At 66.7% G+C, this 20,693-nt stretch carries 18 protein-coding genes and 1 pseudogene; 10 read left to right on the top strand and 9 right to left on the bottom strand.

Annotated elements, in window-relative coordinates:
* Positions 1–8 precede the first annotated feature (8 nt).
* The 3 genes and pseudogenes from WS69_RS17510 to WS69_RS17500 all read left to right on the top strand — a co-directional run bounded on the left by WS69_RS17510 (position 9) and on the right by WS69_RS17500 (position 2,478).
* A pseudogene (locus WS69_RS17510) lies at positions 9–762 on the top strand (YoaK family protein).
* 13 nt (positions 763–775) lie between these two features.
* The gene (locus WS69_RS17505) at positions 776–1,147 is read left to right on the top strand and encodes a glyoxalase superfamily protein (RefSeq protein ID WP_059472001.1); all 372 of its coding nucleotides are present in this window, start codon (positions 776–778) and stop codon (positions 1,145–1,147) included.
* Positions 1,148–1,341: 194 nt separating this feature from the next.
* Entirely contained in the window at positions 1,342–2,478 is a 1,137-nt protein-coding gene (locus tag WS69_RS17500) for a porin (protein WP_059472000.1), read from the top strand.
* Between the two features lie 289 nt (positions 2,479–2,767).
* Here the strand turns inward: WS69_RS17500 and WS69_RS17495 are convergent, their stop codons facing one another.
* The 7 genes from WS69_RS17495 to WS69_RS34195 form a co-directional block, all read right to left on the bottom strand.
* Positions 2,768–3,577, bottom strand: a complete 810-nt coding sequence (locus WS69_RS17495; RefSeq protein WP_059471960.1) for a hypothetical protein — start codon at positions 3,575–3,577, stop codon at positions 2,768–2,770.
* Positions 3,578–3,636: 59 nt separating this feature from the next.
* On the bottom strand, positions 3,637–4,200 hold the full coding sequence (locus WS69_RS17490) for a hypothetical protein (RefSeq protein ID WP_059471959.1): 564 nt from the start codon (positions 4,198–4,200) through the stop codon (positions 3,637–3,639).
* A gap of 362 nt (positions 4,201–4,562) precedes the next feature.
* On the bottom strand, positions 4,563–5,543 hold the full coding sequence (locus tag WS69_RS17485) for an HpnL family protein (RefSeq protein ID WP_197419275.1): 981 nt from the start codon (positions 5,541–5,543) through the stop codon (positions 4,563–4,565).
* 91 nt (positions 5,544–5,634) lie between these two features.
* On the bottom strand, positions 5,635–6,882 hold the full coding sequence (hpnI, locus tag WS69_RS17480; RefSeq protein WP_059471957.1) for a bacteriohopanetetrol glucosamine biosynthesis glycosyltransferase HpnI: 1,248 nt from the start codon (positions 6,880–6,882) through the stop codon (positions 5,635–5,637).
* Between the two features lie 405 nt (positions 6,883–7,287).
* The gene (locus tag WS69_RS17475; protein WP_059471956.1) at positions 7,288–8,793 is read right to left on the bottom strand and encodes a carbohydrate porin; all 1,506 of its coding nucleotides are present in this window, start codon (positions 8,791–8,793) and stop codon (positions 7,288–7,290) included.
* 97 nt (positions 8,794–8,890) lie between these two features.
* Positions 8,891–9,160, bottom strand: coding sequence for a hypothetical protein (locus tag WS69_RS17470; protein WP_059471955.1), 270 nt, complete (start codon positions 9,158–9,160; stop codon positions 8,891–8,893).
* 657 nt (positions 9,161–9,817) lie between these two features.
* Positions 9,818–10,474, bottom strand: coding sequence for a hypothetical protein (locus WS69_RS34195; RefSeq protein ID WP_197419276.1), 657 nt, complete (start codon positions 10,472–10,474; stop codon positions 9,818–9,820).
* Here WS69_RS34195 and WS69_RS17465 point away from each other — a divergent pair.
* Positions 10,473–12,131 carry an NRAMP family divalent metal transporter gene (locus tag WS69_RS17465; protein ID WP_059471954.1) on the top strand — a complete coding sequence of 553 codons (1,659 nt, stop codon included), beginning with the start codon at positions 10,473–10,475 and terminating at the stop codon, positions 12,129–12,131. The genes WS69_RS34195 and WS69_RS17465 overlap by 2 nt on opposite strands.
* Positions 12,132–12,211: 80 nt before the next feature.
* Here the strand turns inward: WS69_RS17465 and WS69_RS33455 are convergent, their stop codons facing one another.
* Positions 12,212–12,565: a hypothetical protein gene (locus tag WS69_RS33455; protein WP_156438199.1), complete on the bottom strand. Its 354-nt coding sequence runs from the start codon at positions 12,563–12,565 to the stop codon at positions 12,212–12,214.
* 167 nt (positions 12,566–12,732) lie between these two features.
* Here WS69_RS33455 and WS69_RS17455 point away from each other — a divergent pair, with 167 nt between their 5' ends.
* The 6 genes from WS69_RS17455 (at position 12,733) to WS69_RS17430 (ending at position 18,148) form a co-directional block, all read left to right on the top strand.
* Positions 12,733–12,963, top strand: coding sequence for a hypothetical protein (locus WS69_RS17455; protein ID WP_059471952.1), 231 nt, complete (start codon positions 12,733–12,735; stop codon positions 12,961–12,963).
* 174 nt (positions 12,964–13,137) lie between these two features.
* A complete protein-coding gene (gene gor / locus WS69_RS17450; RefSeq protein ID WP_059471951.1) occupies positions 13,138–14,499 on the top strand; it encodes a glutathione-disulfide reductase in 1,362 nt (453 codons plus the stop codon).
* Positions 14,500–14,693: 194 nt separating this feature from the next.
* Complete coding sequence (gene argG, locus WS69_RS17445; RefSeq protein WP_059471950.1) at positions 14,694–16,034, top strand: argininosuccinate synthase; 1,341 nt, start codon at positions 14,694–14,696, stop codon at positions 16,032–16,034.
* 263 nt (positions 16,035–16,297) lie between these two features.
* The gene (locus WS69_RS17440; protein WP_059471949.1) at positions 16,298–16,804 is read left to right on the top strand and encodes a hypothetical protein; all 507 of its coding nucleotides are present in this window, start codon (positions 16,298–16,300) and stop codon (positions 16,802–16,804) included.
* A 97-nt stretch (positions 16,805–16,901) separates the two neighbouring features.
* Positions 16,902–17,609 carry a hypothetical protein gene (locus WS69_RS17435; RefSeq protein ID WP_059471999.1) on the top strand — a complete coding sequence of 236 codons (708 nt, stop codon included), beginning with the start codon at positions 16,902–16,904 and terminating at the stop codon, positions 17,607–17,609.
* A 338-nt stretch (positions 17,610–17,947) separates the two neighbouring features.
* The gene (locus WS69_RS17430; protein ID WP_059471948.1) at positions 17,948–18,148 is read left to right on the top strand and encodes a heavy-metal-associated domain-containing protein; all 201 of its coding nucleotides are present in this window, start codon (positions 17,948–17,950) and stop codon (positions 18,146–18,148) included.
* Between the two features lie 87 nt (positions 18,149–18,235).
* On the opposite strand, the gene WS69_RS17425 is transcribed toward WS69_RS17430, so the two are convergent.
* Positions 18,236–20,677 carry a heavy metal translocating P-type ATPase gene (locus WS69_RS17425; protein ID WP_059471947.1) on the bottom strand — a complete coding sequence of 814 codons (2,442 nt, stop codon included), beginning with the start codon at positions 20,675–20,677 and terminating at the stop codon, positions 18,236–18,238.
* Between the last annotated feature and the right edge of the window lie 16 nt (positions 20,678–20,693).

Genomic DNA, 20,693 nt, shown 5'->3' with positions numbered 1-20,693 from the left:
GACGGACGATGAATCTCGACGCCGCAAGCCGCAACCTGACGGTTGCGTCGTTGCTCACGCTGTCGGGCGGCTATCTCGACGCGTACACGTACGTCGGCCACGGCCACGTGTTCGCGAACACGATGACGGGCAACGTCGCGCTGCTCGGGATCAACCTGTCGGCAGGCGGCTGGGCGCAGGCGCTGCACCACGTGCCGCCGCTCGTCGGGTTCGTGATCGCGGTGTTCGTCGCGCATACGTTCGGCCTCGCCGCGCAAAAGGGCTGGATCCGGCACACCGCGTTCATCAGCCTGATCGTCGAGATCGTTTTTCTCGCGTTCGCGTCGAGCGGCTGGCCCGCGATGTCGAGTGCGTGGCTGATTCCGGGCATCTCGTTCGCCGCGACGCTGCAGACGCTGTCGTTCACGCATCTCGAGGATCTGTCGTACACGTCGGTGATGACGACGGGCAACCTGCGGCGTGCCGCGCAACTGCTGTTCGCCGGCCTGATCCCGCGCTACGACGCGCTTGCGCTGCATGACTCGGGCCTCCTCGCGGTGATCAGTTTCTGCTTTCTCGCGGGCGCGGTGCTGGGCGGTTTCGTCACGCGCGCGATCGGCGACGGCGCGTTGTGGGGAGCGGTGCTGCTGCTCGTCGCGGCGTTCGCTGAAATCGTCCGGCGCGCGCGTTACGATGCGGGTGTCGCCGTGCAACGCGACTGACGCCGCCGCGCGGGATGCTCGGCGTGGCGAATCCATCGAACGCATCGAACAACAACGATAGCGAGGTCGCATCCATGCAGTTTTCTTCCGCGATTCCGGTGCTGCGCATCTTCTCCGAGCAGAAGGCAAGGGAGTTCTACGTCGATTTCCTGGGCTTCGCGGTCGGATGGGCGCATCGCTTCGAGCCCGGCTTGCCGCTTTACGCCGAAGTGCGGCGCGGCGATCTGGTCCTGCATCTGAGCGAGCATCACGGCGACGCGACGCCGGGCTCGACCGTCTTCGTGCCGCTCGAAGGCATCGACGCGCTTTCCGCCGAGCTGAACGCCAAGCGCTATCCGTATGCGCGCCCGGGAATCGAGCGACACGACTGGGGGCGGGTGATGCAGATCGCCGATCCGTTCGGCAACCGCTTGCGCTTTTGCGAGCGCGATGCGCAGGGCGCCTGAGCATCCGAACGCCGTTGGCCGGCGCGCACCGTTGCGCCACGACTACAACGCCGCGATTCTCGCGGCGTTTATTTTTTACAGAGCTTACATCGTCATATGATTCGTGAGCTCGCCGCAAGCGGCACGTGTGCGCGGCGGAGTCGGCCGCGGCCGTGGCCGGAGAAGAGATGGAGACAATGCACAAAGGAAAGCTCATGAAGCAAACCACCAAGATTGCGGGACTGGTAGGAGGGGTGACGCTGGCGATCGCAGGCCAGCAGGCGATGGCGCAGAGTTCGGTGACGCTCTGGGGCGTCGCGGATGTGAGCCTGCGCTACCTGAGCAACTCGAACGCGCAGAACGACGGGCGCTTTTTCATGACGAACGGCGCGATCACCAACAGCCGCATCGGCCTGCACGGCAGCGAAGACCTGGGCGGAGGCCTGAAGGCGATCTTCAACCTCGAGAGCGGCGTCAATTTGCAGGACGGCTCGTTCTCGGACAGCAAGCGCATCTTCAATCGCGCCGCATACGTCGGCCTGTCGAGCCAGTACGGAACCGTGACGCTCGGCCGCCAGAAGACGGTGCTGTTCGATCTGCTGAGCGACACGTACGATCCGTTGACGGTCGGCAACTATCTGGAGAACGCGTGGCTGCCGGTTGCGCTCGGCGCGGGCCTGTACACGGACAACTCGGTCAAATACCGCGGCACGTTCGGCGGCCTGACGATCGGTGCGATGTACTCGTTCGGCACCGACTCGACATCGTCGACGGGCGCGGGCGGCTTCTCCGGCCAGATCCCCGGCCACACGGGCGCGGGCAACATGTACGGCTTCTCGTTGTCGTATGTCGCCGGGCCCGTCAGCGTCGCGGCGGGCGTCCAGCAGAACAGCGACAACTCGAATCGCAAGCAGACGATCTATCACGCGAACGTCGTCTATGCGTTCAGCAAGGCGAAGATCTACGCGGGCTATCTGCATTCGAAGGACGACACGGGCTTCGTCGACTCGCTGCTCGCGCAGCAACCGGGCCTCTTCACGAACGGCGCGCCGAAGCGCACGGGCCGGATCGACGACGGTCCGTTTGCCGGCGTGAGCTGGCAGGCGACGCCCGCGCTCACGCTGACGGGTGCGTTCTACTATGATCGGATGCGCAACGCGACGGTCGCGAACGGCCAGCTCGACAGCGGCAACCGCTACACGGTCGTCGGCCTCGTCGAGTACGCGCTGTCGAAGCGCACCGAGATCTACGGCGCCGTCGACTTCAACAAGGTGAACGGCGCGGCGACGGTCGAACTGCCGGGCCGCAGCAATCAGACGGGCGTCGCGATCGGTCTGCGCAACATCTTCTGAGCGGCCCGACGTCGCGCAGATCCAGTGAAAAGGCCCGCGCGAGCGACAATGCAGTTCAGTTAAGCGTGGTTCGCCGTGGCCTGGCCTTGCAGAACCAAGGAAAAAGGCCGCTCCGGTATCAATCGGAGCGGCCTTTTTGATCTCAACTGAACGGCATTACCGCGCGAGCGAGCCTTTTCGTCGACGTGTCTCGGCGTTCCGCGCTTCGGCATCGATGCGCGGCGTCCGCATCACGCGTGCACCCGAGGCAGCGCCCGCGTCGCCGCGCGCGCCGTCACGCCGTGCCGGCTCAACGCGCGGCGGTCACCGTGCTGCCCGCTTGCTGCAACACCTGCATGAGGATCTGCCTGGCCGCCGTGAACGACTGGTTCATGTAGATCTTCGTGAACGAATGGCCGAGCGGATCGGTGAACAGATGCATGCCGAGCGAAAAATTCGACGGCAATACCGTCTGAACGAGACCGAGGCTGCCGATCACCATGTCCGACGACGACGTCAGATAGCTCGAGCCCGGCAGCAGATAGCGCGCCGCATTGCCGACGTTCACCGAGCTGATCTTGCCTTGCGCGCGCTCCGGTCCCGTGATCAGCAGGTTCATCTCGAAGTTCGCATACAGCGAGCCCTGCGAGTGGCCGACGAGCACGACCTTGCGGTTCTGCTGCAGATACGTGCGGTACTGGTTCAGATGATCCGGCAGCTCGGGAATCTCACTTTTCGTCAGGATGTCGATGTATTTCTGTTGCAGCGCCGTGTCCATGCCGCCCGCCGGAATCGTACCGCCGTCGATCGCACGCCAGAAATCCGCCGGGCTCGTGCCTTCGACCGATTTCTGCATGAATACCTGCCACAAGTCGTTGAACGTGCCTTGCGTCGCGTTGTACGCGTTGCCGTACACGTACGCATTGCTCGTGTTCCGCGCGTTCAGTTCGTTCTTCAGCACCTGCAGGCTCGCGATCGCATCGTCGAACGTGTTGTTGATGCCGTTGACGAACACGATCGCGGAACCGGGTGCGGCAGTCGCGGCGGCCGTCGTCTGCGCGGCGCTCAGGCTCGTCGAGTAGGGCAGCGAGACCAGCGCGCCGGCAATCATCAGCGTCACTAACTTTTTCATCGATGGTTCCCTCCGGTGGTGGTTGAAGCGCTACAGCGTCGGTAAGCTCAATTCGGCATGGACGTCGGATTGAAGCCGCACGATGCGGGGCCGGGATCGTCGTAGAACTGGCCGCCCGCAAGCGACTGGAAGCGGATGTACGCGAGCGTGTCGGCTTCGGTGTCGAGCATGATCGCGCGCGTGCTCTTGATACGGTCGAGCATCGTCTGCTGGTCGACGCCCGCTCTTACGAGCACGCGTGCACTCAGCGCGCACGCGATGCCCTTCGCGATCGCGTCGCCCGCCAACTTTGCGTCGCCCGGATCGTGGACATCGTGGACGGCTTCGCTCCAGCCGTATGCGATCTGCGTGAGCGCTTCGCGCGTGACGGCCGAATCCGCGTATTCGTGCGCGATGTACTCGGTGACGCGAGAGGGAAGCGGCGGCGGCGCGGGGCGCGGCGTCGCCGATGACGCGAGGGTGAATGCGTTCGCCCGCGCGGCGGGAGCGGTCGATGCCGTTTGCTCAGCCGGCGCGGCGGCGGGCGCGGCATCGGTCGACACGATCCGCACGCAGGCCCACACGAATGCCGCGATCGCGAGCGCGGCCGCGGTTGGGTATTGCCATCGCATGCCTCCTCCTTTTTTGTTGTGAAGTCTTGTAGTGGTTGTGGAGCGTGATCGGTTGCCCGTCACGATCCGGCGGTCCTCGATTCCGCCAATGGCTCGCAAACGTTACTCGAATTCGGCGCAACGGGAAAGCGTCGCCCTGCCGGCAGCGTGGGCACCGCTTCGCCGTGATTCGCGCGTGGCTTCAATCGGTGCGATTGTTGCGGCGTTCGATGTGATGCGTCGGTGCGCGAACATGCATTGGGCAGCGCGCACGGTCGTGCTCGCCTACGCGAGATGCGGGACGGCCGCGCCCGATCATGCACGCGGAAACTGAAAGTGGCGTGACGGCGATCGCGCGTTGCGCGACGAATCGCGTCGATCGCCTACGAGGTGCTCGTGGCGACCGACGCTTCCGCGAACTGCCAGGCGAACAGGCCCGGCACGAAGATCAGCAGATCGCGGATGCGCCGCGCGCCGGCGAGTCCGAGCGACGTCGCCGGATCGAGTCCGAGCGCGCCGCCGATCAGCACGAAGCCGCCTTCCTGCACGCCGAGCCCGCCCGGCACGAAGAACGCGGCGCTGCTGAGCGCCTGGATCAGCGCCTCGATCGCGAGCGCGTCGACGAGCGACACGGGCGTGCCGAGAAAATGCAGCGCGAGCCAGATCTCGAGCGACGTCGCGAGATGCTGCAGCGGCTGCCAGAAGAACAGATAGCGCACGACGGTGCCGCGCCGACGCCAGACTGCCTTCAGCGCATCGTCGATCTGCGTGGAGCGTTCGACGAGCGACGCGAGCTGGCCGCCCGCGATGCGATTGAGCGCGTGCATCGCGCGCTCGAACGGCTTTGCGTGCTGTATGAGCGCGAACAGGATCAGGAGCGGCACGAGCGCGGCGAGCCCCCACGCGAACATGCCGGCGACGCGCAGCGTGTCCGACGTCGCGCGCGTGAGCAGATAGCCGACGCCCGCGAGCGCGAACAGCGCCTGGCTGATCAGCGTCAACTGCATGTCGGACACGAGGCTCGCGCTTGCCGCGGGCGCCGTCAGGCCGTGCGCGCGCAGGAGGCGGAACGATACGAGCTCGCCGCCGATGCGCGCGACGGGCAGCAGGCCGTTTACCGACTCGCGAATCCACACGAGCCGCAGCATCGCGCGCAGGCTCGGCCGGTCCGGCCGCGCGATCAGCGTTTGCCAGTCCTTCGCGTTCGCGAGCATCGGCAGCAGGTGCGAGGCGGCCGCGACGACGAGCCCGATGCCGGCCGCGCGCATCAGGTCGAGCACCGCGCGGGGATTGTCGCGTGCGACGAGCCAGAGCGAGATCGCGAGGCCCGCGAGCGCCGCGACGCGCCCCGCGTGTTTCATCAGTCGTCGGTTGAGCGTTGCGTGAGGAGCGGTTCGTGGTCGGTTCGGTTCGTTTTGCATGACGAAGAAAAGTATTGCGGGCGCGCGGCGCCGATCAGGCGTTCGGGCTTTTTTCGGGCGCGGGGCACAGGCGGCCGTCGCGGTCGACGTCGAAGCTGAAGCCGCGCCAGATCACGCGCGACGACGAGAAGCTCGCGACGAAGATGCCGAATGCGATCAGATCCGCGAGCGGCAGCAGCAATAGATCGCGCACCGGCCGCTTCGTCGCGCGATCGACGATGCATTTCGCGGTGATGCGCACGGCGAGCGTGACGGGCACGAGCGGCCACGCCCACGCGGCGCCGTGCGACAGCACGACGCCCAGCAGCGCGAGCGCAAGCGGGTGCGTGAGCAGCGAGCCGAGATGTCCGCCCGGGTCGACCGCGCGGATCGTGCGGCTCCAGCGCAATTCGTGTGCGGCGAGCTGCGCGGCGCGCGTCTCGACACAGCCGTGCTCGACTGCGAACGGTGGCACGGCGACCCGCTCACCGCGCGCGCGCACGGCTTCGCCGATCGCGTGATCCTCGGCGAGATGGTGCGCGAACTGCGTGAGGCCGCCGATCGCGTCGAGCGTCGCGCGGCGCATCGCGATCGTCTGGCCGAAGCAGGGCCGCGCGAGCTTGAGCGCGAGGCCCGCGACGACGCCGGGCAGGAACTGATGATTGGTGACGAGCGCCTCGACGCGCGGCCAGAAACCCGGATCGGGGCGGCCGCGATAGACGCAGGTGACGAGCCCGACGCCCGGCTCGTCGAGCTCGCCGACGATATGGCGCACGTAGTCGGGGCCGACGCTCACGTCGCTGTCCGCGAAGATCAGCACGTCGTGCGCGGCGGCGGGCAGCATGTTGACGAGATTCGCGATCTTGCGGTTCGGGCCGTACAGGCGCGCGTCGGCGACGATCGTCACGTGCGCGTCGGGAAACGCGCGGCGCAGTGCATCGACGGCATGCAGCGCGGGATCGTCGCGATCGTGCACGCCGAACAGGAACTGGATCGGACCGTCGTAGCGCTGCTCGCAAAAGCTCGAGAGGTTCGCGAACAACGCCTGCTCGGTTCCGTGCAGCGGCTTGACGATCGTCACGGGCGGGCAGTGTCGCGGTTCGTGCGGCGCGCGTGCGAAAAAGCGCTGCGTGAGCATGCCTGCGAACAGCGTGTACGCGCAGCCGAACACGGCGGCAAGCACGCACGGCGCGGCGAGCGATACGGCGAGCAGCGCGACGAAATGCCCGACGTCGCCGAACGAGATCAGCTCGGCCGCGAGCAGCGCGGCGACGGTGCCGGCGAGCCACGCCAGCGTCTTCATCGTGCGGTCTCGCGAATGCGACGGCGCATGCGAGCGGCTGCCGCGCGATCGTTCGAGCGATCGTGGCGGCGAACGGCGAGATCGAAACAGGACAAGCTGATAGCTCCGCGTGAATGCGACTCTCGTCGGGAGGCGCCAGGCCGGGCGTTCGTGTGGGGCGGACGACCGGCTCAGCATGCCGTATCCGGCCGCACTCCGCAATCGCTCGGTTACGCGGAGCACCGCTTGCGCGCGGCCGGGCGAGTCACGATAAGGCGCGGAGCCGACTTTCTGATGGCATTCCGGTGACAAATCGGTTTAAGCGATTTGACAGCGTGCGAGCGACGGGCGAATGCGCGCCGCGCCGCGGCGAACGGCGCGCGCGCAAAACCCGAAAGGCCTGCAAGATGACGGAGGCGAAACGAGTCAGAAGATGATCGTCGTGCGCACGCCGACGATCGCTTCGTTGCCGATCCGCGAGCCGGGCTCGTTCGGATTGGGAATTCCGCCGCCCGGCCGGAACGCGTACTGGAAGTCGGCCTGCAATTGCCACCACGGCGTCACCTGATATTGATACGTCGCTTCGACGAGCGTTTCCGCGCGTCGTACCGGATAACCCGGCGTCGTGAACACGCCGGTGTCGCCGTCGACGCCGCGCGCATGCGAGCCAACTTTCGCGTAGCTGACGGCGAGCCCCGCGGTGTCGTTGTCGCGTCCCGCGAAGGGCGCCTTCAGCGTGACGCCCGCGTTCAGCGCGAAGTCGACCGCGTTGCGATCGCCGGGCGCGCCCATCACGCGCGCGAACACGTTGAGCGAGCGCGGGCTGTCCGCGCTCGGGCGCCACACCATCTGGTCGGCGACCGCATAGACGCCGTAGTTGCCGCGATGCGTCGCGGCGATGCCGTTGCTCGCCGGATCGGCGAGCGATACGCCGTTCGTGTCGTAGCGCGGATCGTCGAACCGCTCGGAGTTGTACCAGACGCCGAGCTTGTACATGCCGGGCAGGCCAGCGGGCTGCGGCGCCTTCGGATCGGCTGGCGGCGCGTTGAGCGCGTACTGCAGCTCGCCGATGAAGAGCGCGCCGTTGTGCACGTTGAAGTTCGTGCCGTGGCGATTGAGTCGCTGCGCATCGCCGATGCCGCCCGCCGGATTGCCGTCGAACACGCCCGCCATCACCGTCCACGCGTCGGACGGTTTATACCGCAGCCTGACGCCGAGCGACGACAGCGGATACGCGGGGCCGCCCGCCGGCATGTCGACGGCGGGCAGCACGGGCCAGCCGAACGTTGCGTTGATGAACGTGCCCGCGTACTGGCTCACCATGAATTCCTGATCGAGGCTCTGCTGGCCGATCTTCACGTCGGCGCGGCCGCCCGCGAACGATTGCTGATACCAGAGCTCCCAGAGGCGCGTCGCTCCTTCGGCCTCGATGCCGCTCGCCGTCTGCAGCAACTGCAGGTTGCGCGACGTGAGGCTCGTGCCGTGAATCTGCAGACCCGACGCGTTGAACGTGCCGCCGGGCAGCCCGATCGCCTTTTCGGTGTCGACGCTGAAGCCGAATTGCGTGAGGCCGTCGTACGCGCCGCCGCGGTGCGTGCCGCCCGACAGGTTGCGCAGGTATTCGCTCGTCTCCTGCAGGTTCAGCGTGATCCCGTGATCGCCGAGCTTGCTGCGCAGGCCGCCCATGTCGCCGAGCAGGTTCGAACGTTCCCAGAAGCCCGTCGGTGCGGGAGCGGCCTCGGCAGCTCGTGCGGCTGGCGCGGCGGGTGGGCTTTCCGCGGCGGCCGCCGCTGGCGCTGAGTTTTCGGCCGGCGCCGGCGCGGCATCGGCCGCCTGCGCGAGCGCGGGCTGCGCGACGCCGAGCGACAGCAGCAACGGCAGGCCGGAAACGACGCCGGATTTGACGAGCATGTGATGAATGGTTTTCTTCATGACGAATCGTGGCTTGGTTGAATGCGGCCGAGGATACCGTCCGCTTGCCGCTTGAGTTTGCCCGCCGGGCACGGCGAACCGGCGGGCTCGCCGGTGCTTACGAGAACCACCAGCTGACGCGCACGGCCTGATTCAGGCTGGTGTGGTCGCCCGACGCGGACAGCAGCGCGACGAGCGCGACGGCGGCCGCGATGGCGCCGACGATCGCGCAGTTGACCGGCCGCCCGAGAATCCCCGCGCCCGGCAGCGTGCCGTTGCTCGATGCGTCTGCCGCATGCGCGAGCGGCGAGATCGGCGCGACGACGATCCGGTGGCTCGCGAGATGGGCATAGCGCCCGAGCTTAGCCTTGAAGAATTGAACAAGCATGACTCCGCTCCCGTCCGTTCCGGCATGCACCGGACGACGTAAGACATCGCTCGCGCGCCAGGAGGCGGCTTGCGACGAGACCCAAACAGAGGAAGCGTGCTGCGGACGGGCGGACGGACGCCGCCGGCGATGAAGCGCGCTAACTCGACCCAAGCGAGCTAGCGGCGAGGGAGATCCAGGCGGCTATCTCGCGATTGCGTTGCCGGTTTCGACCGGCGTCGGACTGCTACAACTGGGGGACGTGTCCACGAGGGACTCTCCTTCTGTGACGAATTGCGGCGGATTGTATGCGTGCCGTACATGGGGGCGCAAGTAAAAACCGGATAAAAATACCGAATCGGTCAGCATGCGCGGCATTCGGCGATGCGCGCGGCAAGCGCCGTGCGACGCGGTGCCAAGGTTTGCGATCCGGCTTCCGTTTTCGGCGGAACGAAAGCAAAGGGCACGGTTTCATCGCGTAAAAACTTACAGTGCCGGAAGCGCCAAAATTTTTTTCAGCGATGCTGACAATCAGCATTGACTTTCGGGTTATCACATCCATAGAATCCGCCCATCTCCACAAAAGGGGCATACGCCTTGGACACTTGCAGTAGTCGACCTTCGAGCAGTTTTTTCGCCTGAACGACAAGACGTCCGCGCCTTTTTCATTGCCGCCGTCTAGCCGATCAGGCAGACGGTGCGCGTCGCAGTTCGCAGTACCACTCCCCGTGCACCCTTGATTTGCGCCGCATGAGCGCTGCGTTTTCGCGCGCCCGTTCGGCCTTCGCCGCGAACCCGATTCGCGGCGCGCGTTCGCTTGGCGTCGCCGCGTGACGGCAGCGCCGAGCGCGCATGCACGCGTGCGTATTCGTCGCACGCGTGTGCGCGTCGCGACCCTATCTTCGACAAGGAGCCGACATGCCGGACAGTGACAGTTATCCCATATGCCGCACCCTGGATCTTTTCGATTTCGATCATCAAGGGAAGCGCGTAGGGCTCGATCGATAAGCGCATCGCGCGCATGAGCTTCGAGCACGCGGCTTCCCGCCATGCGCGAGAACCCGCGCCCGGAGAATCATCATGCAATTCGGTCTGCTTCTGTCGCAACTGCCGCACGTCGATGAGTCGCGCGTCCAGTACGACGCGATGCTGTCGCTCGAATCCACCGTCAAGCCGGCCTCCGCTTCGATCTGGCAGCGTCTGAAAAAACTGATTTCCTGACGCCAGCAGCGTGCTTCGGCATACGCAAGCGATGCCGCCGCGTGGCGGCGCTTGCGTATGCGCATGCCGGCGAAGCGCTTCGACGATCACCACACGCATTCGGAGAAACAACATGTCAACGCCAACCGACGTCTCGCCGCCCATCGCCATCGAGCGCAGCGCGGTCCTCGACCACGCGCACATCGGCGACATCCGGGGCGCGTTCGGCACGATCGCGCATCACGACACGGCGCCGCGCAGCGGCTGGTGGGCGCGCGTGCGCACGCTGCTCGCGATCCTCGGGCCGGGCCTCATCGTGATGGTCGGCGACAACGACGCCGGCGCGTTCGGCACCTACACGCAGGCGGGGCAGAACTACGGCACGACGCTACTGTGGACGCTGCTGCTGCTCGTGCCCGTGCTGTTCGTGAACCAGGAGATGGTGCTGCGTCTCGGCGCCGTCACGGGCGTCGGCCACGCGCGCCTCATCTTCGAGCGCTTCGGCAAGTTCTGGGGCGCGTTCAGCGTGGTCGATCTCTTCATCCTGAACGCGCTGACGATCGTCACCGAGTTCATCGGCATCACGTTCGTGCTCGATTTCTTCGGCGTGTCGAAGGTCGCGGGCGTGTGCATTGCCGCTGCGTTGACGATGGCGGCCGTCAGCACGGGCGACTTTCGCCGGTTCGAGCGCTTCGCGGTCGTGCTCTGCGTGTTGAGCCTGTTGCTCGTGCCGGTGCTCGTGTCGATCCATCCGCCCGTGCATCAGATGACGCGCGATCTGTTCGCGCCGACCTGGCCCGCGCACGCGAAGCTCTCCGACGTGATGCTGCTCGTGATCGGCATCGTCGGAACGACGATTGCGCCATGGCAGTTGTTCTTCCAGCAGAGCTACGTGATCGACAAGCGGATCACGCCGCGCTTCATGAAGTACGAGAAGGCGGATCTCTGGATCGGCATCGTGTTCGTAATGATCGGCGCGATCGCGATGATCTCGTTCTGCGCGGCGCTTTACGACGGTCGTCCGGAAGCCGGCAACTTCACCGACGCGGGCGGCGTGATCGCCGGCCTCGCGAAGTACGCCGGTCACACGAGCGCGACGCTCTTCGCAATCGCGCTGCTCGACGCGTGCATCATCGGCGCGGCGGCCGTGTCGCTCGCGACCGCGTACGCGATCGGCGACGTGTTCAAGATTCGCCACTCGCTGCATCGCGGCGTGTCGGATGCGAAGGGCTTCTATCTCGTCTACTTCGGCATCGTCGCCGCGGCGGCCGGGCTCGTGCTGATTCCGGGCAGTCCGCTCGGCCTGCTGACGGAAGCGGTGCAGACGCTCGCGGGCGTGCTGCTGCCGAGCGCGACGGTGTTCCTGCTCCTGCTGTGCAACGACCGCGCCGTACTCGGTCCGTGGGTCAACTCGACAAAATTGAATCTGTTTACAGGCGCGGTGATCTGGGTGCTCGTGATGTTGTCGATTATCCTGACGGCGTCCGTGATGTATCCGGACATGAGCGGCGAGACGATGCTCGAGGTGCTCGCGGGCGGCACGCTGCTCGCCATGGCGGGGCTCGTGGCGACGCTCGTGGTGCGCAAGCGTGCCGGCGGCGCGAACGAGATGGCCGACGCCGGCTTCGACCGCCGCCTGCGCGACACGTGGCGGATGCCGCCGCTCGACGCGCTGCCGGCGCCGCGGATCACGCTGTCGACGCGCATCTGGATGGGTGTGCTGCGCGGCTATCTCGTGCTCGCGGTCGGGCTCGTGATCGTGAAGGTCGTGCAGATGGCGTTTTTCAGGTAGCCGGCGCATGCAGCCGTTCGTGGCGCGCGGCCGGCCGTTTTCCGACGATTCGATTTCAAACGGAGCGACAGGATGAAGCGTTACGCGTGGGCTGCATCGATGATGGCCGTATTGCTGGTTGCCGCATGCACGAGGACGGACGACGACGAAGTGAGCAGCAAGACCAACGATGCGGCCGCCACGGCGACGGCTGCGTCCGGTGTGTCGGCAAGCACCGCAGACGCGGCCGCCGCGCCCGCATCCGGTGCGAGCGAATGAACGGAAACGCGCGCGCGATGAACGTCGCGCGCTGCGGCGCGGGCAAGAAAAGTAGAGGATTCCTGCGAATGAAAGCCAGCCGAAATCCTTCCGACATAGTTTGACAGTTGCGCAGGCGCGAGTGAGCTAAGCTGCTTGCGCGCGGCGTCGCGATCGATTTCGGTCGCGCGCCGCACGTGCGTTCCTCGTTCGGTGGAACGTGCGCATTCGCCGGCGTCATCCGCGTCGGTTCTCGCGAGCGGTCGTGCCGACGTAACGGGCGCTACCGAATGTTACAAACGCGGCGCTGCATGAATGTCCATGCAATCATGCTCGCTCACGTTCAACCTAAACGGTGATTGCGATGGGAATCTTGAATACGGTAGGTGAGATTGCAGGCGCGGTGGCGGCCGTCGAGGCGGCCGAGAAGGTCGATCCGGATGCCGGTCTGCTGACGAAGGCCGCGGCCGCGGTCGCCGGCTTCAAGGGCGCCGAGGCGCTCGAGAATCTCGTCGAAAAGAAGAACGACGACAACGAAGCGGCGGAAGGCGGCGACAGCACGGCCGCGCCGGACAGCGACGCGTCGCAGGCGTAACGCGTCGGCGCGAAGGCTTCGCGCGACACGAAGCGGAAGGCATTGCCTTCCGTTTTTTTTTGCATCGGAGAATCCGCAGATGATTGCGGTGCATGACAGTGCGCGCGCGCGGCGCCGCAAGAATGGCGAAATCTTGTTATCGTCGCCTGATCGAGACTTCGATCAGGCGACGCAATGGAATTCGACTACGATCTCTTTGTCATCGGCGCGGGCTCGGGCGGCGTGCGCTTGGGCCGAATCGCGGCATCCTACGGCGCGCGCGTCGGTATCGCGGAAGAAGAGCAGATCGGCGGCACCTGCGTGCTGCGCGGCTGCATTCCGAAAAAGCTGCTCGTCTACGCATCGCATTACAGCCATGACGTCGAGGACGCGGCGGGCTTCGGCTGGACCTTCGACATCGGCCTGTTCTCGTGGCCGGCGCTCATCGAAGCGAAGGACCGCGAGATCGGGCGCCTGAGCGGCATCTACGCCGATCTGCTGAACCAATCCGGCGTCGAGATCCATACGGGGCGCGCGACGTTCGTCGACGCGCACACGGTCGACGTCGCGGGGCGTCGCGTCACCGCGCGGCACATCGGCGTCGCGACCGGCTCGCGGCCGGTGATGCCGCCGATTCCCGGCATCGAGCACGCGATCACGTCGCGCGAGGCGCTCAGCCTGCCCGAGCTGCCCGAGCGGATCGCGATCGTCGGCGGCGGCTATATCGCGGTCGAATTCGCGGGCATCTTCAACGGGCTCGGCGTCGACGTCGACCAGTTCTATCGCGGCGAGCAGATCCTGCGCGGCTTCGACGACGACGTGCGGCGCGTGTTGCACGACGAGATGACGAAGCAGGGCATGGCGATCCATACGCGCGCGAACGTCGAGGCGATCGTGCGCGGCGCCGACGGCGCGCTGACGCTCCAGCTCGCGACGGGCGAGCATGGCCCTTACGACGCGGTGCTGTATGCGACGGGACGCGTCGCGAATTGCGACGGACTCGGGCTCGAAGCGGTCGGCGTCGCGCGCGATGCGGACGGTGCGATCGAAGTCGACGCGTATTCGACGACGACGGTGCCGTCGATCCACGCGATCGGCGACGTCACCGCGCGCCCGCAACTCACGCCCGTCGCGACGCGCGACGGCATGCTGCTCGCGGCGAACCTGTTCGGCGGCAAGCGGATCGCGGCCGACCATCGCTACATTCCTTCCGCGGTGTTCAGCCAGCCGGAGGTCGCGACGGTCGGGCTCGCCGAAGCGAATGCGCGCACCGAGTTCGGCGCTGTCGACATCTACAAGACGTCGTTCAGGGCGTTGCGGCACACGCTGTCCGGCCGCGACGAGAAGACGTTCATGAAGCTCGTTGTCGCGCGTGACAGCCAGCGCGTCGTCGGCGCGCACATGGTCGGGCGCGATGCGGCGGAAATCATCCAGGGCGTCGCGATCGCGATCCGCGCGGGCGCGACGAAGGCGCAGTTCGACGAGACGGTCGGCATCCATCCGACCGCGGCCGAGGAATTCGTCACGCTGCGGCAGAAGGAACCGGGCGACGCGTGACGTGCGATCGGACCGGCGCGTCGCGCCGGTCCGACAACGGCGACGGACGTCCGAGGCGCGAGGCGCTGCTTCGACATCTGGCCCGATCTCCGGCCCACACGAGGCTCGCGCGAGACTTGCCTCATAATCAGGCACAGCCGATACTCTCGGATTCCGCGAAATTCCCCCTTCCAACTGATTGAACGGTTTTCGTCATGACCACGATTCTTGAAAATCTCCCGGCCGGCCAGAAGGTCGGCATCGCGTTCTCCGGCGGCCTCGACACGAGCGCCGCGCTGCACTGGATGCGCATCAAGGGGGCCGTTCCTTACGCCTACACGGCCAACCTCGGCCAGCCCGACGAAGACGACTACGACGCGATCCCGAAGCGCGCGATCCAGTACGGCGCCGAAGGCGCGCGCCTGATCGACTGCCGCGCGCAGCTCGTCGCCGAAGGGATTGCTGCGCTCCAATGCGGTGCATTCCACATCTCGACGGCCGGCGTCACGTATTTCAATACGACCCCGATTGGCCGCGCCGTGACGGGCACGATGCTCGTCGCCGCGATGAAGGAAGACGGCGTCAACATCTGGGGCGACGGCAGCACGTATAAGGGCAACGACATCGAGCGTTTCTACCGCTACGGCCTGCTCGTGAACCCGGACCTGAAAATCTACAAGCCCTGGCTCGACCAGCAGTTCATCGACGAACTCGGCGGCCGCACGGAAATGTCCGAATTCATGCGTCAGGCAGGCTTCGAGTACAAGATGTCGGCGGAGAAGGCGTATTCGACCGACTCGAACCTGCTCGGCGCGACGCACGAGGCGAAGGATCTCGAGAGCCTCGAGAGCGGCATCAAGATCGTCAATCCGATCATGGGCGTCGCGTTCTGGCGCGACGACGTGAAGATCGACAAGGAAGAAGTGACGATCCGCTTCGAGGAGGGCCGCCCGGTCGCGCTGAACGGCGTCGAATTCAAGGATGCGGTCGAGCTGCTGCTCGAAGCGAACCGGATCGGCGGCCGTCACGGCCTCGGCATGAGCGATCAGATCGAGAACCGGATCATCGAGGCGAAGAGCCGCGGCATCTATGAAGCCCCGGGGCTCGCGCTGCTGTATATCGCGTACGAGCGCCTCGTCACCGGCATCCACAACGAGGACACGATCGAGCAGTATCGCGAGAACGGCCGCCGTCTCGGCCGCCTGCTGTATCAGGGCCGCTGGTTCGATCCGCAGGCGATCATGCTGCGCGAAACCGCGCAGCACTGGGTCGCGCGCGCGGTCACGGGCGAAGTGACGGTCGAGCTGCGTCGCGGCAACGATTACTCGATCCTCGGCACGCGCTCGCCGAACCTGACGTACCAGCCGGAACGCCTGTCGATGGAGAAGGTGCAGTCGACGTTCTCGCCGCGCGACCGGATCGGCCAGCTGACGATGCGCAATCTCGACATCACCGACACGCGCGAGAAGCTGCGCATCTACTCGCAGGTCGGCCTGCTGGCGGCGGGCGAGTCGTCGGCGCTGCCGCAACTGAAGGAAGACCAGGGCGGCAACTGACGCCCGCGCCGCGCCGCCGCGCGCGGCCGGCAGCGAACCGATGTGTTCGCCTCCGCCGCGGGAAAGCGGTGCGGCCGATTCGAACGAAAACGCCCGCGCGGCGATCGCGCGGGCCGCGCGCGGCCAAGCGCGAAACGGCGGGCAGCTCGCGTGCCCGCGCCGCAAGGCCGGGAATGAAGCCTCCGGCCGTGCGATAAGCATCAACCGTTGGACGCCGCCGCATTCGCGCGTTCGCAGAATAGATCACAAGAATGGAGGTTGATATGTTCCAGATGCTTCCGTCGATGACGTTCGGCCGACGCTTGTCGGTGTGGTGGTCCTGCATGTGGCGTCAGATGGTCGCGAACGTGCCGGTGTGGATCGCCGGCGTCGCGGTCGTCGCTTTTGGGGCGTGGCAAACCCGTTCCGTGTCCGGTCATCGGCCGCCGTCCGCTCTGCTCATCGCGGTCGGCATCGCCGCCGTCGTCGTCTGCTTCCTGGTTTGCGTGCCGATTACCGGATACATGGTGCGCAAGGGTTTCGCCGTGCACGAGTTGAGCGCGCCCGACCGGCTGACGGTCCAGCAAGCGGTGCTGGTCGGCTTGACGACGGTGGGTTGGAGCGTGCTCGTGTCGCTGCCGATCGATGCGCTGACGTGGCCGCTGCGCCGTGATGGCCATCAGTTGCTCGGTCAGGCGATCCGGCTGGTGTGGTATTTCGCAGGCGGAATGTACGTCGTGCTGCCGCGGCAGGCGCGGCGGCTGCGGCTGCTTGCGGGCGGTTCGGCGTGATGCCGCGCGCGTGGCGATCGGCGATGCGACCGGTTGCGGCGCACGCGCATTGCGCCGTACGTCGACGAGGGGGGAGCGAATGAACTGGGGAATCCGCATGCGAACGGCGGTCGTGGCGGCCGCGTTGTCGGCGAGCGCATCGGCGATCGCCGCCGGCTCCGCAGTGGAGCCGGGCCGATATCTGTACGTCGAAGGCGGCAGCGCGCACGGCGTGCTGACCGTCAAGGGCAGCGCCTTCACCCTCGATACGATCGGCGGCAACTGCCATACCTGCTCGCTGAGCGGCACGTTCAGAGGGCGCGTCGGCGTGGTGGGCGATCGCGACAAGGCATGCCGCATCGCCGTGTCCGGCGGGCAAGGCGTCGTCAAGCTGGACGCGTCCGGCTCGGAACCGTGCCGCGACTATTGCGGCATGCGCGCGTCGTTCGACGGCGAATATCGCCGCCCGCCTGCCGCGTGCACCGACCAGTCGCGGGCCGTGCGCACCGAGCAATCGCACAAGCAGTACGCGGCGCGGGACTACGATGCGGCGCGCGCGACGCTGACCTCGCTGCTTGCCGAGTGCAACGGCTTCATGGACTGGATCGAGCAGGACCGGGCGAAGAGCGACCTGGCGCTGACGGAATACCATCGCGGCGACCCTGCGCGATGCGTGGCCGTGCTGTCCGATACGGTCGCCGTTCGCGCGCAGCGGGAGCACAGCGATTCGTTCGGCCTTCCACCGTGCGATGCCGACAACTATCGATCGACGGGCGACGCGATCCTGCACAATCTCGCACTCTGCCAGACGCCGGCAAAGCGCTGACGCGCGAGTCCCGCATATCGATCGCGGCGAACGCGCGTTGCTCGGTGGAAGGCGGCGTGCGGATCGCCCGTCGCGATCGCAATGACTGCCACGACCGCCACGGCCGCAACGATCGCATCGCGCGATCTCGCGGCGCTCGCGCTCGAATCCGCGTTCGACACGCGGCTCCGCTCGCTCGTTGATCGCCTGCCTGAGCGCTCGCCTGAGCGCTCGCCTGAGCGCTCGCCTGAGCGCTCGCCTGAGCGCTCGCCTGAGCGCTCGCCTGAGCGCCGACGCTTGACCTTTCCACTGTGGGAAGGTTCATTCTTCGGTCATCTCACATCTCTCGGAGAAGCAACATGAAGTTCGAAGTGAAAGACATGTCGTGCGGCGGCTGCGCGAACGCGATCACGCAGGCGATCACGGCGGTCGATCCGTCGGCGACCGTTTCGGTCGACGTCGCGTCGAAGGTCGTCGAAGTCGGCTCGACGCTCGGCGCCGAGCGTGTGGCGGCCGTCATCGAAGCCGCGGGCTTTCATCCGGCCGTCGTGACGGCGTGAGATCGCGGGGCCGGCGGCCGCCATCCTGCGTGGCTCGTCACTCCGCAGGATGGCGCGCGAAGCCCGCTGCGCGCCGCGCGGGCTCCGTCAGGTTTTCACGGTACGCAGCCGCAGCGCGTTGCCGATGACCGACACCGAGCTCGCCGCCATCGCGGCGCTCGCGATGATCGGACTCAGCGTGATGCCGAACCACGGATACAGCACGCCCGCCGCGACCGGAATGCCGACCGCGTTGTAGACGAACGCGAAGAACAGGTTCTGGCGGATGTTCTTCATCGTCGCGACGCTGAGCGCCCGCGCCCGCGCGATGCCGCGCAAATCTCCCTTCACGAGCACGATCCGCGCGCTGTTCATCGCGACGTCAGTGCCCGTGCCCATCGCGATGCCGACATTCGCCTGCGCGAGCGCCGGCGCATCGTTGACGCCGTCGCCCGCCATCGCGACGACGTGCCCCTGCTGCTGCAGCGCCTGCACGTGCCGGTACTTGTCCTCGGGCAGCACGCCCGCCTTGACGCCGTCGAGCGACAGCGCCTTCGCGACCGCGTTCGCGGTGACCGGGTTGTCGCCCGTCAGCATCACGATGCTCGCGCCCGATGCCTTGAGTAGCTGCACGGCGTCCGGCGTCGTTTCCTTGATCGGGTCCGCGACGCCGACGTAGCCCGCGAGCCGCCCGTCGATCGCGACGTACATCACCGTCTGGCCGGCTTCGCGCAGGCGATCGGCCTCCGCTTCGACGGACGCGCAGTCGACTACGAGATCCGCCATCAGGCGCGCGTTGCCGAGCGCGACTGCGTGTTCGTCGATCACGCCTTTCACGCCTTTTCCCGGCACGGAATCGAACGATTCGACCGGCGTGCGCGCGGCGCCCGCCTGCTTCGCCTGTTCGATGATCGCCTGCGCGAGCGGATGTTCGCTCGCGTCTTCGAGGCTCGCCGCATAGCCGAGCAAGTCGCGCTCGTCGCGCGCCTCTAGCGCGACGAGTGTCTGCACGCGCGGGCGGCCCTCCGTCAGCGTGCCCGTCTTGTCGACGACGACCGTATCGACCTTTTCCATCAGCTCCAATGCTTCGGCATCCTTGATGAGCACGCCTTCGCGCGCGCCGCGGCCGACGCCGACGATGATCGACACGGGCGTCGCTAGGCCGAGCGCGCACGGGCACGCGATGATGAGCACGCTGATCGCGATGACGAGCGCGTTCGCGAGCGCGGGCGCCGGCCCGAACGTCGCCCACGCGACGAACGCGATCGCGGCAAGCGCGATGACGGCGAGCACGAACCAGCCGGATACCTGATCGGCGAGCTTCTGGATCGGTGCGCGCGAGCGGCTCGCGTCGGCGACCATCTGTACGATCCGCGCGAGCAGCGTGTCGGTGCCGACTTTCTCCGCGCGCATCACGAACGTGCCCGTCTGGTTGACGGTCGCGCCCGTCACCTTGCTGCCTTCCGTCTTTTCGGCCGGCATCGATTCGCCGGTGATCATCGATTCGTCGACGCTCGAGTGTCCTTCGACGACGACGCCGTCGACCGGAATCTTCGAGCCGGGCTTCACGCGCAGCGTATCGCCGGCGATGACCGCTTCGAGCGGCACGGTCTCCTCGGCGCCGTCCGGCTTCACGCGCACCGCCGTATGCGGCGCGAGCTGCAGCAGATCGCGGATCGCGCTCGACGTGCGCGAGCGCGCGCGCAATTCGAGCACCTGGCCGAGCAGCACGAGCGTCACGATCACCGCTGCCGCCTCGAAATAGAGCGGGATCTCGCGGCCGCTGCGGAACGCCTGCGGGAGCGCATCGGGAAAGAGCAGCGCGAACATGCTGAACGCGTATGCGGCCGCGACGCCGAGCGCGATCAGGCTGAACATGTTGAGCCGCCGCGTCACGAACGACTTCCAGCCGCGCGTGAGAAACGGCCAGCCGCCCCACAGCACGACGGGCGTTGCGAGCGCCGCCTGCACGCATTGCGACCACGACGCGGCTATCCCGGGCGGCAGCGGCCAGCGCGCGAGGCGCGCGTCGATGTCCATGCCGATGTCGAACGGCAACACCATCCGGCCCATCGTCATCAGCACGAGCGGCGCCGACAGCGCGAGCCCGACCCAGAAGCGTTTCGTCATCGATTCGAGCTCGGGATTCCTCTCTTCGACGGCGCCGGGCGCGAGCGGCTCGAGCGCCATGCCGCAGATCGGACAGTTGCCCGGCGCATTCGCACGTATCTGCGGATGCATCGGGCACGTATAGATCTCGCCAGGCTTGGTCGCGGATTCGCCGGCTGCCTGGTTCGGCATCCCGACGAATTTCTGCGGCGACGCGCGAAACGTCGCCAGGCATGTTTCGCTGCAGAAGCGATACGTCCGGCCTTGATAGTCGTGCCTGAGTTTCGTGTCGACCGGCACGTTCATTTCGCAAACAGGATCGACGACGGTTTCGCCGGGCTTCGCCGCATCGTGCGTGACATGCGTGACGTGCGCGCGATGCGGATCGCGCGGTTCGTTCGTGTCGTGATGGTGATCGTGATGGGCATGTGCGTCGTGCATGGCAAGCGCTCCAGTC

Origin of the sequence: Burkholderia sp. BDU5 (assembly GCF_001522845.1) — a bacterium.
Lineage (GTDB): Bacteria > Pseudomonadota > Gammaproteobacteria > Burkholderiales > Burkholderiaceae > Burkholderia > Burkholderia mayonis.
The sequence above is the reverse complement of the archived record's forward strand: the minus strand, read 5'-3'. Positions and strand labels throughout refer to the sequence as shown.

Excerpts from the sequence above, each read along its gene's own strand:
- WS69_RS17470 (WP_059471955.1), bottom strand. The coding sequence starts at position 9,160 with ATGCTTGTTCAATTCTTCAAGGCTAAGCTCGGGCGCTATGCCCATCTC.
- WS69_RS17465 (WP_059471954.1), top strand. The coding sequence starts at position 10,473 with ATGTCAACGCCAACCGACGTCTCGCCGCCCATCGCCATCGAGCGCAGC.
- WS69_RS17490 (WP_059471959.1), bottom strand. The coding sequence starts at position 4,200 with ATGCGATGGCAATACCCAACCGCGGCCGCGCTCGCGATCGCGGCATTC.
- WS69_RS17425 (WP_059471947.1), bottom strand. The coding sequence starts at position 20,677 with ATGCACGACGCACATGCCCATCACGATCACCATCACGACACGAACGAA.
- gor (WP_059471951.1), top strand. The coding sequence starts at position 13,138 with ATGGAATTCGACTACGATCTCTTTGTCATCGGCGCGGGCTCGGGCGGC.
- WS69_RS17430 (WP_059471948.1), top strand. The coding sequence starts at position 17,948 with ATGAAGTTCGAAGTGAAAGACATGTCGTGCGGCGGCTGCGCGAACGCG.
- hpnI (WP_059471957.1), bottom strand. The coding sequence starts at position 6,882 with ATGAAGACGCTGGCGTGGCTCGCCGGCACCGTCGCCGCGCTGCTCGCG.
- WS69_RS34195 (WP_197419276.1), bottom strand. The coding sequence starts at position 10,474 with ATGTTGTTTCTCCGAATGCGTGTGGTGATCGTCGAAGCGCTTCGCCGG.
- WS69_RS17440 (WP_059471949.1), top strand. The coding sequence starts at position 16,298 with ATGTTCCAGATGCTTCCGTCGATGACGTTCGGCCGACGCTTGTCGGTG.
- WS69_RS17455 (WP_059471952.1), top strand. The coding sequence starts at position 12,733 with ATGGGAATCTTGAATACGGTAGGTGAGATTGCAGGCGCGGTGGCGGCC.
- WS69_RS17505 (WP_059472001.1), top strand. The coding sequence starts at position 776 with ATGCAGTTTTCTTCCGCGATTCCGGTGCTGCGCATCTTCTCCGAGCAG.
- argG (WP_059471950.1), top strand. The coding sequence starts at position 14,694 with ATGACCACGATTCTTGAAAATCTCCCGGCCGGCCAGAAGGTCGGCATC.
- WS69_RS17500 (WP_059472000.1), top strand. The coding sequence starts at position 1,342 with ATGAAGCAAACCACCAAGATTGCGGGACTGGTAGGAGGGGTGACGCTG.
- WS69_RS17475 (WP_059471956.1), bottom strand. The coding sequence starts at position 8,793 with ATGAAGAAAACCATTCATCACATGCTCGTCAAATCCGGCGTCGTTTCC.
- WS69_RS17435 (WP_059471999.1), top strand. The coding sequence starts at position 16,902 with ATGCGAACGGCGGTCGTGGCGGCCGCGTTGTCGGCGAGCGCATCGGCG.